The following is a 13820-nucleotide window of genomic DNA, read 5'->3' as shown; positions in this document are numbered from 1 at the left end:
GGGGGTGGCCCCGGCGTCGCGTCTGTTTCGCCACATCCGGGCGCCGGTCCGGGGCGTCGGCGCCCGCCGGACGTCAGGCCGGTCAGGCCGGTCCGGTGCCGGTCGGGTCCTCGCCGCGGTCCAGGGCCTTCCACAGGTCCTCGGGCCGGTCCGGGTCGACGGCCGGCGCGGCGCGGCGGGGGCGGGGGGTGCCGGAGCGCTCGTAGCGGCCGGACATCGCGGGCCACAGCCGGCCGTAGCGCAGGGCGAGCAGTCCGGCCAGCAGGATCAGGGCGCCGCCGACGGCCGCGACGTACGGCCACGCGGAGTGGCTGAGCGCGTGCACGGTGGCGGAGGTGTCGCCGGAGACGCGGGCGGCCTGCTCGTCGAGCGCGGAGCTGTCCGAGGCGCCGAGCACGGCGGAGACGACGGTGCCGATGCCGCAGAGCGCGAGCAGCGCCGCGACCAGCAGCCGGCCCGCCCGGCGGACGGCGAAGACGGCGACGAGCGCGGCCAGGCCCACTATGGCCAGGGCCGCGGGGACGCCGGTGACGTCGCTGCCCTTGGCGGTCAGGGGGAAGGCGCCGCCGGCCACCGTCGCGGTGCCCTCCGACCACTGCTGGCGGGTGGCCAGCAGTGTCACGGCCGCGCCGAGCGCGCCGCACAGCAGGGCGATGGCGAGACTCCGGCGTCCGGCCCGCGCGGGTCGTGCGGCTTCGGTACGGGGGTGAGGTACGGCAGTCACGTACTCCACTATCGCCTGAACCCCGGGCGAACCGTCACCCGGGGTTCACGTGATAAGCGCCCTACTCGCCGAGCCGGTTGGCCGTGTGGACGGCCCTGAGGACCGCGGCGGCCTTGTTGCGGCACTCGGTGTCCTCGGCGACCGGGTCGGAGTCGGCGACGATGCCGGCGCCCGCCTGCACATAGGCGGTGCCGTCGCGCAGCAGGGCGGTGCGGATGGCGATGGCGGTGTCGGAGTCGCCCGCGAAGTCGAGGTAGCCGACACAGCCGCCGTACAGGCCGCGCCTCGACGGCTCCAGTTCGTCGATGATCTGCATCGCGCGCGGCTTCGGGGCGCCGGAGAGGGTGCCCGCCGGGAAGCAGGCGGTGAGCACGTCGAACGCGGTGCGGCCGGCGGCGACCTTGCCGGTGACCGTGGAGACGATGTGCATGACGTGCGAGTACCGCTCGACGGACATGAAGTCGACGACCTCGACCGAGCCCGGCTCGCAGACCCGCCCCAGGTCGTTCCGGCCCAGGTCGACGAGCATCAGGTGCTCGGCGCGCTCCTTGGGGTCGGCGAGGAGTTCGTCGGCGAGGGCCTGGTCCTCCTGCGGGGTGGCGCCGCGCCAGCGGGTGCCGGCGATGGGGTGGACCATGGCCCGCCCGTCCTCGACCTTGACCAGCGCCTCGGGGGACGAGCCGACGACGTCGAACCCGTCGAAGCGGAACAGGTACATGTACGGCGACGGGTTGGTGGCCCGCAGCACCCGGTACACGTCCAGCGCGCTCGCCGTGCACGGCGTCTCGAAGCGCTGCGAGGGGACGACCTGGAAGGCCTCGCCCGCGCGGATGCGCTCCTTGATGTCCTCGACGGCCGTCCGGAACTCGGGTCCGCCCCACCGCGCGGTGTACTCGGGCAGCTCGGAGGGCGGGAGGACGGCGGGCGGCTGGGCGACCGCGCGGGACAGGTCGGCCTCCATGGCGTCGAGGCGGGCGATCGCGTCCGCGTAGGCCTCGTCGACGCCGGTGTCCAGGTCGTTGTGGTTGATCGCGTTGGCGATCAGCAGGACGGAGCCCTCCCAGTGGTCCATCACCGCGAGGTCGCTGGTGAGGAGCATGGTCAGCTCGGGGAGCCGCAGGTCGTCCCGCTCGCCGGGGCCGATCTTCTCCAGTCGGCGCACGATGTCGTACCCCAGGTAGCCGACCATGCCGCCGGTGAAGGGCGGCAGGCCTTCCTGGTGGGGGGTGTGCAGCGCCTCGATGGTGGCGCGCAGCGCGGCGAGCGGATCGCCGTCGACGGGGACGCCGACGGGCGGCGTGCCCAGCCAGTGGGCCTGCCCGTCGCGCGCGGTGAGGGTCGCCGCGGAGCGGACGCCCACGAAGGAGTAGCGGGACCAGGAGCGGCCGTTCTCCGCGGACTCCAGGAGGAAGGTGCCGGGGCGCTCGGCGGCCAGCTTGCGGTAGAGCGCGACCGGGGTGTCGCCGTCGGCGAGCAGCTTGCGGGTGACGGGGATGACCCGGCGGTCGGTGGCGAGCTTGCGGAACGTCTCGATGTCCATGGCCGCCGACCTCACTGACCCGGCGCCGGCACGCCGGCGTCCTTGAGCAGCACGTCCTCGTCGAAGCAGGTGCGCGCGCCGGTGTGGCAGGCGGCGCCCACCTGGTCGACCTTGACCAGCACGGTGTCCGCGTCGCAGTCCAGGGCGACGGACTTCACCCACTGGAAGTGGCCGGAGGTGTCCCCCTTCACCCAGTACTCCTGGCGGCTGCGCGACCAGTAGGTGCAGCGGCCGGTGGTGAGCGTGCGGTGCAGCGCCTCGTCGTCCATCCAGCCGAGCATGAGCACCTCACCGGTGTCGTACTGCTGGGCGATGGCGGGCAGGAGCCCGTCCGCGCTGCGCTTGAGGCGCGCGGCGATCTCCGGGTCGAGGCTGCTGGGCGGCGGCGTGCTGGTCATGGGTGCCATTGTGCCGCGCCCCACAGACAGTCTCGGCCCGGCGTCCACTGGTTGAGCAAGGCGGCGCGCAGCGCCTAGTCGAGGGGTGGTGGCCGGGTGACGGGTGGGCGGACTTCTCCGGGCGGTCGTAGGCTGAACCGCATGTCGACCTTTGCCAAGCGTGAACGGCTCCTGCTCGCCGACCTCTTGGAAGCTCTGGGCCCGGAGGCCCCCACCCTGTGCGAGGGCTGGCAGACCCGTGAGCTGGCCGCGCACGTGGTGGTGCGGGAGCGCCGCCCGGACGCCGCCACCGGCATCCTGATCAAGCAGCTCGCGCCACGCCTGGACAGGGTGATGGACGAGTTCACGGCGAAGCCGTACGAGGAGCTGATCCAGCTCATCCGCACCGGCCCGCCGCGCTTCTCCCCCTTCGCGCTCAAGCAGATCGACGAGATGTCGAACACCGTCGAGTTCTACGTCCACACCGAGGACGTCCGCCGCGCCCAGTCCGACTGGTCCGCCCGCGTCCTCGACCCCGTCTTCCAGGACGCCCTGTGGTCCCGTCTGGAACGCACCGCCCGCCTCATGGGCCGCTCCGTCCCCACGGGTCTGGTCCTGCGCCGCCCCGACGGCCAGACGGTGGTCGCCCACCGCGGCACCCCGGTGGTGACGGTGACGGGCGAGCCCTCCGAACTCCTCCTCTTCCTCTACGGCCGCCAGCGCGCCGCCAAGGTGGACCTGGACGGCGACGCGGACGCGATCGACCGCCTGCACGACAGCAAGCAGCTGGGCATCTGAGGCCTCAGAGTTCCGCGCGGCGCACCGCGGACGACCCGAGGCCGACGACACCCGCCATCGCGCAGACGGCCGCACAGGCCGTGAACACCGGGCCGGTGCCCCACACGCCGATCGCGGCGCCGACCAGCGGCATGGTGAGCGGCGCGACACCCAGGCTGACCAGGTTGGACGCGGCGGTGACCCGGCCCAGGCAGGCGGGGTCGGACTCGGTCTGCAGCAGCGCCCCGCACAGGGCGCCGCTGAGCCCGGCCAGCAGGCCGATCACCACGGCCGCGGCGACGGCGGCCGGAACCGACGGGGCGTGGGCGAGCGCCGTGATGGCGCCGGCGCCGCCGACCACGGTGACCGACAGCACCAGCCCGGCGCGCGGTATCCGGCCCCGGACCGCGAGCAGCAGGGAGGCGGCCCCGGCGCCGATCCCGAACCCGGCGAGCACCCAGCCGACACCGGAGGCGCCCCAGCCGCGCCGGTCGGCGAGCAGCGTCAGGCCCACGTTGAGCGGCCCCACGAACCCGAGGTCACCGAGGGCGACGACCAGGAGGAGCGGCCCGAGCACCCGGTGCCGCCGGATGTACCGCAGCCCCGCGCGCAGGTCTTGCCAGGCGCCGGGCCGGGTGTCCCGGTCGTCGGGCGGCAGCTCGCCCACCCGCACCGAGACCAGCAGCGGCACCGAGACCGCGATGAGCAGTCCGGCGATCCCGAAGGCCGTGGCGGCACCGCCGAGCGCCACACCGAGACCGCCCAGGGGGGCGCCCACCACATGGGCGAGCTTGACGACCAGGCCGCGCATGCCCTGCACCCGGGCGAGCTGGTCCCGACGGGTGATCCGGGCGGGGAGGGCGCCCACCGCGGGCATGAAGACGGCGTCGACGGCGCCGAAGAGCAGGGCGAGCAGCGTCAGCGGCCACAGGCCGGGGTCGGCGGCGAACAGCAGCAGAGCCACCGCGAGCACGGCCGCGCAGCGCACGGCGTCGCTGCCGATGACGACCCGGCGCGGCCCGAACCGGTCGGCGATCACTCCCCCGCCGAGCATCAGCAGTGCCCGGGGTACGGCGCTGAGCGACATCACCAGCCCTGCCTGGGCGGGGGTGCCGGCGCGGACGGCCGCCCAGGACAGGGCGATGTAGTAGACGTTGTCGCCGATCGCCGAGGAGGCGTACGCGCCGAGCCAGCGCAGGACGTCGGGGTCGCGGTGGGCGGGTCCGGCGATGTCCGCCGCCGCCGGTAAGCGGGTCGTCGTCATGTGGAAACCCCCGGTCAGACGCGGAACGGGAACGTGTACGTGTGCACCGCGACGTTCTCGCGTCCCGTGCTCTCCCCCGCCGCCTCGGCGGCCCGGCCGCGTTCCTCGTACTTGCGGGCCAGGGCGAGCAGTTCGGCGTTGAACTCGGCCAGTTCGGCGGCGGTGAGGCGCAGCACGGACTCGGCGGAGTCCGCGGAGGTGTTCCACTCGGGGCCCCAGTGCGCCCGCTCGTCGAGGTAGCGGCGGTACATGGCCATGCGCTGGTCGGCGAAGAGCCGGCTGGCCGCGGTGTGCGCGGCGGCCTTCTCCGGGGCGTCCCGGAAGTCCTCGTCGCGGATGCTCACGCCGTCGGAGGCGGGCTGCCACCAGCGCTCCCGCCCGTCCTCGCTCTGCGGTTCGGCCTCCTCGATCAGGCCGTGCTCGGCCAGTTTCCGCAGGTGGTAGCTGACGAGCGACACCGCCTCGTCGACCTGTTCGGCCAGCTGGGAGGCGGTGGCGGTGCGTGCCACGAGCAGCCCTCGGTAGAGGTTCATCCGCAGCGGGTGGGCGAGCGCCTTGAGGGTGCCGAGGTCGGTGATCCGACGGTCTCTCTCCTTGTCTGCCATGCGTGCACGGTAGCCAGGAAAGAAAACTTGCACAATAAGTATTGCGCAAGTTCCCCTTCGCATCTGCTCGCGAAAGAGCCCCGGCCGAACGACCGGGGCTCAAGGACTCTACGAGCGGGCGGCTCGGGCCGAGGTCACCTGACCGCGTGCCCGGCCTCCCGCAGCGTCTCCTTCACCTGGCCGATGCGCAGGTCGCCGAAGTGGAAGACCGAGGCGGCCAGGACCGCGTCCGCGCCGGCGGTGATCGCCGGGGGGAAGTCGGTGAGCTTGCCGGCTCCGCCGGAGGCGATCACGGGGACGGTGACGTGCTTGCGGACGGCGCGGATCATCTCCAGGTCGTAGCCGTCCTTGGTGCCGTCCGCGTCCATGGAGTTCAACAGGATCTCGCCGGCGCCCAGCTCGGCGGCCCGGTGGGCCCACTCGACGGCGTCGATGCCGGTGCCCTTGCGGCCGCCGTGGGTGGTGACCTCGAAGGAGCCGTCCTGCGTGCGGCGGGCGTCCACTGACAGGACCAGGACCTGTCGGCCGAAGCGCTCGGCGATCTCGCGGATCAGGTCGGGGCGGGCGATCGCGGCCGTGTTGACGCCGACCTTGTCCGCGCCCGCGCGCAGCAGCTTGTCCACGTCGTCGGCCGTGCGCACGCCGCCGCCCACCGTCAGCGGGATGAACACCTGCTCGGCGGTGCGGCGGACGACGTCGTAGGTCGTCTCGCGGTTGCCGGACGAGGCGGTGATGTCCAGGAACGTCAGCTCGTCGGCGCCCTCGGCGTCGTACACCTTCGCCATCTCGACGGGGTCGCCCGCGTCGCGCAGGTTCTGGAAGTTGACGCCCTTGACGACCCGGCCGTTGTCCACGTCCAGGCAGGGGATGACTCGGACCGCCAGGGTCATGACTGCTCGGCTCCTCTGAATGCTTCTACTTCGACTTCGACCAGGATGCGCGGGTCCACGAAGCCCTCCACGACCAGGAGGGTGGACACCGGCCGCACCGCGTCGAAGATCTCCTTGTGGGCCCGGCCCACCTCGTCCACGTCCCGGACGTGGGTCAGGTACATCCGGGTGCGGATCACCGACCCGACCCCGAGTCCGAACTCGCCGATCGCCTCGATCGCGCTGGTGAAGGCCACCTTGGCCTGTTCGTAGGGGTCGCCCTCGCCGTACAGCACCCGCCCCTTGAAGGACGTGGTGCCCCCCACCAGCACACGGTCGCCCGCCGCGACGGCGCGTGCGAAGCCGAAGGAGTCCTCCCAGGGGCTTCCGCTCTGCACGCGCCGTACGGCTCCGGACGTCATGACGACACCGTCTCCAGGGCCTCTTCGAGGGTGAACGCCTTGGCGTACAGGGCCTTTCCGACGATGGCGCCCTCGACACCGAGGGGCACAAGACCGGACAGCGCGCGCAGGTCGTCCAGGGACGACACGCCGCCGGACGCCACGACCGGGCGGTCCGTGGCCGCGCAGACGTTCTTCAGCAGCTCCAGGTTGGGGCCCTGGAGGGTGCCGTCCTTGGCGATGTCCGTGACCACGTACCGCGCGCAGCCCTCCTTGTCGAGACGGTCCAGCGTCTCGTAGAGGTCGCCGCCGTCGCGGGTCCAGCCGCGGCCGCGCAGGGTCGTGCCCCGCACGTCCAGGCCCACCGCGATCTTGTCGCCGTGCTCGGCGATGACCTTGGCGACCCACTCCGGGGTCTCCAGCGCGGCCGTGCCGAGGTTGACGCGGGTGCAGCCGGTGGCGAGCGCGGCGGCCAGGGTGGCGTCGTCGCGGATGCCGCCGGACAGCTCCACCTTGATGTCCATCGCCTTCGCGACCTCGGCGATCAGCTCACGGTTGTCGCCGGTGCCGAAGGCCGCGTCCAGGTCGACCAGGTGCAGCCACTCGGCGCCCGCCCGCTGCCAGGCCAGGGCGGCCTCCAGGGGGGAGCCGTACGAGGTCTCGGTGCCGGACTCGCCGTGCACGAGGCGGACGGCCTGGCCGTCGCGGACGTCGACGGCGGGGAGCAGTTCGAGCTTGGCCATGTCTCTACAGGGTTCCGATCCAGTTGGTGAGCAGCTGCGCGCCGGCGTCGCCGGACTTCTCGGGGTGGAACTGCGTGGCCCACAGGGCGCCGTTCTCCACGGCGGCCACGAACGGCTTGCCGTGCGTGGACCAGGTGACCAGCGGTGCGGCCATCGCCGGGTTGGTGGTCTCCAGGGTCCAGTCGTGGACGGCGTAGGAGTGCACGAAGTAGAAGCGGGCATCCGCGTCCAGGCCGGCGAACAGCTCGGAGCCGGCCGGTGCCTCGACGGTGTTCCAGCCCATGTGGGGCACGATGTCGGCCTGGAGCGGTTCGACGCTGCCGGGCCACTCGTCGAGGCCGTCGGTCTCCACTCCGTGCTCGATGCCGCGCGCGAAGAGGATCTGCATGCCGACGCAGATGCCCATCACGGGCCGCCCGCCGGACAGCCGGCGATCGATGATCCAGTCGCCGCGCGCCGCGCGCAGCCCCTGCATGCAGGCGGCGAAGGCGCCGACGCCCGGCACCAGCAGGCCGTCGGCATTCATGGCGGCGTCGAAGTCGCGGGTGATCTCGACGTCGGCGCCGGTGCGGGCGAGGGCGCGCTCGGCGGAGCGGACGTTGCCGAAGCCGTAGTCGAAGACCACGACCTTCTTCGGGGTGCTCATCAGTTCCACACCTCCAGCCGCATGACGCCCGCGACGAGGCACATCGCGGCGCCGATGGAGAGCAGCACGATCAGGCTCCTGGGCATCTTCTGCTTGGCGAAGGAGATGATGCCGCCGACCAGGAACAGCCCGACGACGATCAGGACGGTCGACAGCCCGTTCACAGTGTCTCTCCGTTCTCTTCTCCGCCCGCGCGGCGCAGAGGTGCGGCCATCGTCGTCGTCTGCGGCCCGGCGGCCGCGCGTGCGTCGCTCACAGGGCGCCCTTCGTGGAGGGAAGGATGCCCACCGCGCGCGGGTCGCGCTCGGAGGCGTACCGCAGGGCGCGGGCGAGCGCCTTGAACTGGCACTCCACGATGTGGTGCGCGTTGCGCCCGTACGGCACGTGCACGTGCAGCGCGATCTGGGCCTGGGCGACGAAGGACTCCAGGATGTGCCGGGTCATCGTGGTGTCGTACTCGCCGATCATCGGCGCCATCTTCTCGGGCTCGGTGTGCACGAGGTACGGGCGGCCGGACAGGTCGACGGTGACCTGGGCGAGGGACTCGTCCAGCGGGACCGTGCAGTTGCCGAAGCGGTAGATCCCCACCTTGTCGCCGAGGGCCTGCCTGAAGGCGGCGCCCAGCGCGAGGGCGGTGTCCTCGATGGTGTGGTGGGAGTCGATGTGCAGGTCGCCCTCGGTCTTCACGGTGAGGTCGAACAGACCGTGCCGGCCGAGCTGGTCGAGCATGTGGTCGTAGAAGCCGACACCGGTGGAGATGTCGGTCTTCCCGGTGCCGTCGAGGTCTATCTCGACGACGACGGAGGTCTCCTTGGTCGTGCGCTCCACGCGTCCCACGCGGCTCATGTGTTCTGCTCCTTCTTCACTTCACGGACCGCGTCGAGGAACGCGTCGTTCTCCTCCGGGGTGCCGGCGGTGACCCGCAGCCATCCCGGTACGCCGTTGTCCCGGACCAGGACGCCCCGGTCGAGGATCCTCCGCCAGGCCTCGTGGGCGTCGGCGAACCGGCCGAACTGGACGAAGTTCGCGTCGGACTCCGTCACCTCGTAGCCGATCGCGCGCAGCTCGGCGACCAGCCGGTCCCGCTCGGCCTTCAGCTGCTCGACGTAGCCGAGCAGGGTGTCGGTGTGCTCCAGGGCGGCGAGGGCGGTGGCCTGGGTGACGGCCGACAGGTGGTAGGGCAGCCGGACCAGCTGGACGGCGTCCACGACCGCCGGGTGCGCGGCGAGGTAGCCGAGGCGCAGCCCGGCCGCGCCGAACGCCTTCGACATCGTGCGGGAGATCACCAGGTGCGGGCGGCCGTCGAGCAGCGGCAGCAGCGAGTCGCCGTGACTGAACTCGACGTACGCCTCGTCGACCACGACGATCGACGGCTTCGCGGCCTGCGCCGCCTCGTACAGCGCGAGCACCGTCTCGGGCGGGACGGCGTTGCCCGTGGGGTTGTTGGGGGTGGTGACGAAGACGACGTCCGGCCGGTTCTCGGCGATGGCCTTCTCGGCCGCCGCCACGTCGATGGTGAAGTCGTCGTTGCGCGGGCCGGAGATCCAGCCGGTGCCGGTGCCGCGCGCGATCAGGCCGTGCATGGAGTACGACGGCTCGAAGCCGATCGCCGTACGGCCCGGTCCGCCGAAGGTCTGCAGCAGCTGCTGGATGACCTCGTTGGAGCCGTTGGCCGCCCACACGTTGGCCGGGCCCACCTCGTGGCCGGACGTCTTCGCCAGGTACTCGGCGAGCCGGGTGCGCAGCTCCACCGCGTCCCGGTCCGGGTAGCGGTTGAGGCCGCGGGCCGCCTCGCGCACCCGCTCGGCGATCCGCTCGACCAGCGGCTCGGGCAGCGGGTAGGGGTTCTCGTTGGTGTTCAGCCGTACGGGGACGTCCAGCTGCGGGGCGCCGTAGGGGGACTTGCCGCGCAGTTCGTCCCGGACGGGGAGATCGTCGATGCCAGTCACTTGCCCTGCGGAACCTTCCAGTCGAACCTCGCCTTGATCGCCGCGCCGTGCGCGGGCAGGTCCTCCGCCTCCGCCAGCGTCACCACGTGGTGCGCGACCTCGGCCAGCGCGTCCTTCGTGTAGTCGACGATGTGGATGCCGCGCAGGAAGGACTGCACGGACAGACCCGAGGAGTGGCAGGCGCAGCCGCCGGTGGGCAGGACGTGGTTGGACCCGGCGGCGTAGTCGCCGAGGGAGACGGGCGCCCACGGGCCGACGAAGATCGCGCCGGCGTTCTTCACCCGGTCGGCCACGGCCGCGGCGTCGGCGGTCTGGATCTCCAGGTGCTCGGCGCCGTACGCGTCGACCACCCGCAGGCCCTCGTCGACCCCGTCGACCAGCACGATCGCGGACTGCTTGCCCTTCAGGGCCGGGACGATCCGGTCGTCGACGTGCTTGGTGGCCGCGACCTGCGGCTCCAGCTCCCGCTCCACGGCGTCGGCCAGCTCCACCGAGTCGGTGACCAGCACGGCCGCCGCCAGCGGGTCGTGCTCGGCCTGGCTGATCAGGTCGGCGGCGACGTGCGCCGGGTCGGCCGTGGCGTCGGCGAGGATCGCGATCTCGGTCGGGCCCGCCTCGGCGTCGATGCCGATCTTGCCGGTGAAGAAGCGCTTGGCGGCGGCGACCCAGATGTTGCCGGGGCCGGTGACCATGTTGGCGGGCGCGCAGGACTCGGTGCCGTAGGCGAACATCGCGACGGCGGTGGCGCCGCCCGCGGCGTACACCTCGTCGACGCCGAGCAGCGCGCACGCGGCGAGGATCGTCGGGTGCGGCAGCCCGCCGAACTCGGCCTGGGCCGGTGAGGCGAGCGCGATGGACCCGACGCCGGCCTCCTGGGCGGGCACGACGTTCATGACCACGGAGGACGGGTAGACCGAGCGGCCGCCCGGCACGTACAGCCCCACGCGCTCCACCGGCACCCACTTCTCGGTGACCGAGCCGCCGGGCACCACCTGGGTGGTGTGGGTGGAGCGGCGCTGCGCGCGGTGGACGAGCCGGGCGCGGCGGATGGACTCCTCCAGGGCCGCGCGGACGGCCGGGTCCAGCTCGTCGAGGGCACGGGTGAGCGCCTCGGCCGGCACCCGGACCCGCTCCAGCTTCACGCCGTCGAACTTCTCGGCGAAGTCGATCAGCGCCGCGTCGCCACGATGATGCACGGCCTCGCAGATCGGACGCACCTTCTCAAGGGCGACCGATACGTCGAAGTCGGCTCGGGGCAGCAGGTCGCGCAGGGCGGGACCCTCCGGGAGGGCGTCGCCGCGCAGATCGATTCGGGAGATCACAGGCCCAATTCTCGCAGACCGGTGACGGCGGCCGTCCGCACGTATCAATGGCTGATACAGAGTGTCCAGCGAACCGGGAGGATTCCCCTCACTTCCCGTGTTCCATCCGTCACAGAGCGGGCATGAACAGCTGTACGAAGGGATGAACCCGTGAGTATCCGGGAGGGGAGTGACAGCTGTGACCGAGGGGGCCGCCCTGCGGGCCGGGGACGTTCCGGACGATCTGACCGCCGCCGAGGCCGGCATGTGGCAGGCCTTCCGCAACGGCACCGTCTACGACCTCACCAGCGGTGACGCCGTCGTCGACGATCCGCACGGCGGGCATCCGTGGGGCCCGGAGCGGACCGTGCGGGCCCGCATCGTGTGCTGGCTGCTTCTGGACGGTCCGCCCGCGCTGGCCGGCCGGGTGTCCTCGCTGAAACTGTCCGGCGTGCAGATCAGCGACACGATGGATCTGTCCGGCGGGACCGTGGTGCCGTACGTCGAGCTGACCGGCTGCCGCTTCGAGCGGGAGGTCAGACTGCCGGAGGCCCGCTTCAGCACCGTGCGCCTGGTGAACTGCTCGGTGCCGCGGCTGGAGGCGGCCCGGGTGCACACCGAGGGCGACCTGCACCTGCCGCGCAGCCGGTTCCTCGGCGGGATGCGGCTCACCGACGCGCACATCGGCACCGACCTGCTGCTCAACCAGGCGATCGTGTACCGCGACCGCAGCGGCCGCTCCATCGCCGGGGACGGCATGAACGTCGGCCAGGACCTCCAGGCCGAGCTGCTGGAGTCGCACGGCGAGCTGAGCCTGCGCGGCGCCACCGTCGGCGTGTCGCTCAGCCTGCGCGGCGCGCGGCTGCGCAACCCGTACGGCAGGCTCGCGCTGAACGCGCCGCAGCTGACCGTCGAACGGACCCTGTACCTCACCCCGGCGGGCGTCGGCAGCCTCCAGCTGAGCGGCCGGACGCCCGCGCAGGGGACCCGGATCCAGCGGTTCGAGTGCCAGGGCGGGCTGCGGCTGGACGACGGCCGGTTCGGCGACGCGGTCGACTTCGACGGCGCCCGCCTCGTCCTCGACGACGACCAGGAGCTGTCCCTGCGCCGCGTCCAGGTGCCGGAACTTCGCTTCCTCGGGGACGGGCCGCAGCGCGGCAAGGTGGTGCTGTCCGGCGCGCGGGTCGTCAACCTCGTCGACCGGGCGAGCAGCTGGCCGGGCCCCGGCCGCCTGCACATGCCTGGCTTCACCTACGAGAACCTGGTCCCGCAGGGGCCTTTCCCGCTCGCCGAGCGGCTGGAATGGGTGGCCGCGGCCACCGCCGAGTACAACCCGGACCCGTACGAACGCCTCGCCTCCGTGCTGCGGGCCGGCGGCGAGGACGAGGACGCCCGCGAGGTGCTGCTCGCCAAGCAGCGGCGGCGGCGCGAGACGCTGCCGCCCGCGGCCAAGTTCTGGGGCTACGCGCAGGACTGGACCGTGGCCTACGGCTACCGGCCGGGCCGCGCCGCGGTGTGGATGGCGGTGCTGTGGGCGGCGGGCTCCCTCGCCTTCGCGTACGCCGGGCGGCCCGAGGCGGGCGGCGGCGGCGCCGCGAAACCGCCCTGGAACCCGGCCCTGTTCGCCCTCGACCTGCTGCTGCCCGTCATCGACCTCGGCCACGCGGGCGGCTGGCAGCTGCGCGGCGGGTGGCAGTGGCTGGGCGCGGCGATGATCCTGCTGGGCTGGGTCCTCGCGACGACGGTCGCGGCCGGGGCGACACGGCTGCTGAGCCGGAACTGACCGGACGGGACAGGGCCCGGCCCGCCCGGTCCGTGGGCGGGACGGACACGCCGCCCTCCGCGACCATTAGGCTTTTGCGTCGTGACCACCGTCCGGCTGCCGCTCTTCCCCCTCAACTCGGTGCTGTTCCCGGGACTCGTTCTCCCGCTGAACGTCTTCGAGGAGCGCTATCGCGCCATGATGCGTGCGCTGCTGAAGACCCCCGACGACGAGCCGCGCCGGTTCGCCGTCGTGGCGATCCGCGACGGCCACGAGGTGGCCGCGAGCGCACCGGGCATGCCCGACCCGACCTCCCTGCCGGAGCGCGGCCCCGCCGCCGGATTCGGCCCGGACCCCGTCAAGGCGTTCCACGGCACCGGCTGCATCGCCGACGCGGCGACCATCCGGGAGCGGGCCGACGGCGGCTTCGAGGTGCTGGCGACCGGGACCACCCGGGTGCGGCTGCTGTCGGTGGACGCGTCGGGGCCGTACCTCACGGCCGAGCTGGAGGAACTGCCCGAGGAGCCTGGCGACGAGGCGGGGGCGCTGGCCGAGGGCGTGCTGCGGGCGTTCCGGCAGTACCAGAAGCGGCTGGCGGGCGCGCGGGAGCGGTCGCTGGCGACCGGCGGGGACCTGCCGGACGAGCCGTCGGTGGTGTCCTACCTGGTCGCGGCCGCGATGATGCTGGACATCCCGACCAAGCAGCGGCTCCTCCAGGCGCCGGACACCGCGTCCCGGCTGCGCGACGAGCTGAAACTCCTTCGCGCGGAGACGGCGATCATCCGTACGCTGCCGTCGCTGCCCGCGGTGGACCTGACGCGCGGCCCCACGAGCCTGAACTGACCACGGAACTGGACGAGCG

At 72.8% G+C, this 13820-nt stretch carries 16 protein-coding genes; 3 read left to right on the top strand and 13 right to left on the bottom strand.

All coding sequences use genetic code 11. The annotated features are described in order from the left end of the window. Positions 1-82: 82 nt before the first annotated feature. The 3 genes from ACSU6L_RS28020 to hisI are packed head-to-tail and all read right to left on the bottom strand — an operon-like array spanning position 83 to position 2662. Positions 83-733, bottom strand: a complete 651-nt coding sequence (locus ACSU6L_RS28020; protein WP_437061183.1) for a TIGR02234 family membrane protein — start codon at positions 731-733, stop codon at positions 83-85. A gap of 52 nt (positions 734-785) precedes the next feature. After that, positions 786-2264 carry an anthranilate synthase component I gene (locus ACSU6L_RS28015; protein WP_437061181.1) on the bottom strand — a complete coding sequence of 493 codons (1479 nt, stop codon included), beginning with the start codon at positions 2262-2264 and terminating at the stop codon, positions 786-788. A gap of 11 nt (positions 2265-2275) precedes the next feature. Beyond that, the gene (gene hisI, locus ACSU6L_RS28010) at positions 2276-2662 is read right to left on the bottom strand and encodes a phosphoribosyl-AMP cyclohydrolase (protein WP_107468710.1); all 387 of its coding nucleotides are present in this window, start codon (positions 2660-2662) and stop codon (positions 2276-2278) included. 141 nt (positions 2663-2803) lie between these two features. On the opposite strand from hisI, the gene ACSU6L_RS28005 reads away from it, so the two are divergent. After that, complete coding sequence (locus ACSU6L_RS28005; protein WP_073942811.1) at positions 2804-3439, top strand: TIGR03085 family metal-binding protein; 636 nt, start codon at positions 2804-2806, stop codon at positions 3437-3439. Positions 3440-3443: 4 nt separating this feature from the next. Here ACSU6L_RS28005 and ACSU6L_RS28000 read toward each other — a convergent pair whose 3' ends face one another. The 10 genes from ACSU6L_RS28000 to hisD all read right to left on the bottom strand — a co-directional run bounded on the left by ACSU6L_RS28000 (position 3444) and on the right by hisD (position 11217). Next, on the bottom strand, positions 3444-4682 hold the full coding sequence (locus tag ACSU6L_RS28000) for an MFS transporter (protein ID WP_437061179.1): 1239 nt from the start codon (positions 4680-4682) through the stop codon (positions 3444-3446). A 14-nt stretch (positions 4683-4696) separates the two neighbouring features. Next, positions 4697-5287, bottom strand: coding sequence for an ArsR/SmtB family transcription factor (locus ACSU6L_RS27995; RefSeq protein WP_437061177.1), 591 nt, complete (start codon positions 5285-5287; stop codon positions 4697-4699). A gap of 134 nt (positions 5288-5421) precedes the next feature. Further along, on the bottom strand, positions 5422-6177 hold the full coding sequence (gene hisF, locus ACSU6L_RS27990; protein ID WP_437061175.1) for an imidazole glycerol phosphate synthase subunit HisF: 756 nt from the start codon (positions 6175-6177) through the stop codon (positions 5422-5424). Then, a complete protein-coding gene (locus ACSU6L_RS27985; protein WP_073942815.1) occupies positions 6174-6578 on the bottom strand; it encodes a RidA family protein in 405 nt (134 codons plus the stop codon). The genes hisF and ACSU6L_RS27985 overlap by 4 nt, the downstream gene beginning before the upstream one ends. Next, complete coding sequence (priA, locus tag ACSU6L_RS27980) at positions 6575-7300, bottom strand: bifunctional 1-(5-phosphoribosyl)-5-((5-phosphoribosylamino)methylideneamino)imidazole-4-carboxamide isomerase/phosphoribosylanthranilate isomerase PriA (RefSeq protein ID WP_073942816.1); 726 nt, start codon at positions 7298-7300, stop codon at positions 6575-6577. The genes ACSU6L_RS27985 and priA overlap by 4 nt, the downstream gene beginning before the upstream one ends. 4 nt (positions 7301-7304) lie before the next feature. After that, a complete protein-coding gene (gene hisH, locus ACSU6L_RS27975; RefSeq protein ID WP_437061172.1) occupies positions 7305-7946 on the bottom strand; it encodes an imidazole glycerol phosphate synthase subunit HisH in 642 nt (213 codons plus the stop codon). Then, a complete protein-coding gene (locus tag ACSU6L_RS27970; RefSeq protein WP_198948566.1) occupies positions 7946-8110 on the bottom strand; it encodes a hypothetical protein in 165 nt (54 codons plus the stop codon). The genes hisH and ACSU6L_RS27970 overlap by 1 nt, the downstream gene beginning before the upstream one ends. An 88-nt stretch (positions 8111-8198) precedes the next feature. Next, positions 8199-8792 carry an imidazoleglycerol-phosphate dehydratase HisB gene (gene hisB, locus ACSU6L_RS27965; RefSeq protein WP_073942818.1) on the bottom strand — a complete coding sequence of 198 codons (594 nt, stop codon included), beginning with the start codon at positions 8790-8792 and terminating at the stop codon, positions 8199-8201. Next, on the bottom strand, positions 8789-9895 hold the full coding sequence (locus tag ACSU6L_RS27960; RefSeq protein WP_437061170.1) for a histidinol-phosphate transaminase: 1107 nt from the start codon (positions 9893-9895) through the stop codon (positions 8789-8791). Before ACSU6L_RS27960 ends, hisB begins: the two co-directional genes overlap by 4 nt. Further along, positions 9892-11217 carry a histidinol dehydrogenase gene (gene hisD / locus ACSU6L_RS27955; protein WP_437061168.1) on the bottom strand — a complete coding sequence of 442 codons (1326 nt, stop codon included), beginning with the start codon at positions 11215-11217 and terminating at the stop codon, positions 9892-9894. The genes ACSU6L_RS27960 and hisD overlap by 4 nt, the downstream gene beginning before the upstream one ends. Before the next feature lie 178 nt (positions 11218-11395). Here hisD and ACSU6L_RS27950 point away from each other — a divergent pair, with 178 nt between their 5' ends. Together ACSU6L_RS27950 and ACSU6L_RS27945 are read left to right on the top strand one after the other, a co-directional pair. Then, positions 11396-12979 (top strand): oxidoreductase, encoded by a 1584-nt coding sequence (locus ACSU6L_RS27950; RefSeq protein WP_437061166.1) that lies wholly within the window; start codon positions 11396-11398, stop codon positions 12977-12979. Positions 12980-13060: 81 nt separating this feature from the next. Next, a complete protein-coding gene (locus ACSU6L_RS27945; RefSeq protein WP_073942822.1) occupies positions 13061-13801 on the top strand; it encodes an LON peptidase substrate-binding domain-containing protein in 741 nt (246 codons plus the stop codon). Positions 13802-13820 lie beyond the last annotated feature (19 nt).

The sequence above is a fragment of the Streptomyces sp. enrichment culture genome (assembly GCF_964272855.1).
In the GTDB taxonomy this organism is placed as follows: Bacteria; Actinomycetota; Actinomycetes; order Streptomycetales; family Streptomycetaceae; genus Streptomyces.
This window is presented reverse-complemented; position numbering and strand designations above follow the sequence as displayed.

Coding starts and splice junctions, on each gene's coding strand:
- ACSU6L_RS28015 (WP_437061181.1), bottom strand. CDS start 2,264: ATGGACATCGAGACGTTCCGCAAGCTCGCCACCGACCGCCGGGTCATC.
- hisI (WP_107468710.1), bottom strand. CDS start 2,662: ATGACCAGCACGCCGCCGCCCAGCAGCCTCGACCCGGAGATCGCCGCG.
- ACSU6L_RS28005 (WP_073942811.1), top strand. CDS start 2,804: ATGTCGACCTTTGCCAAGCGTGAACGGCTCCTGCTCGCCGACCTCTTG.
- ACSU6L_RS28000 (WP_437061179.1), bottom strand. CDS start 4,682: ATGACGACGACCCGCTTACCGGCGGCGGCGGACATCGCCGGACCCGCC.
- ACSU6L_RS27995 (WP_437061177.1), bottom strand. CDS start 5,287: ATGGCAGACAAGGAGAGAGACCGTCGGATCACCGACCTCGGCACCCTC.
- hisF (WP_437061175.1), bottom strand. CDS start 6,177: ATGACCCTGGCGGTCCGAGTCATCCCCTGCCTGGACGTGGACAACGGC.
- ACSU6L_RS27985 (WP_073942815.1), bottom strand. CDS start 6,578: ATGACGTCCGGAGCCGTACGGCGCGTGCAGAGCGGAAGCCCCTGGGAG.
- priA (WP_073942816.1), bottom strand. CDS start 7,300: ATGGCCAAGCTCGAACTGCTCCCCGCCGTCGACGTCCGCGACGGCCAG.
- hisH (WP_437061172.1), bottom strand. CDS start 7,946: ATGAGCACCCCGAAGAAGGTCGTGGTCTTCGACTACGGCTTCGGCAAC.
- hisB (WP_073942818.1), bottom strand. CDS start 8,792: ATGAGCCGCGTGGGACGCGTGGAGCGCACGACCAAGGAGACCTCCGTC.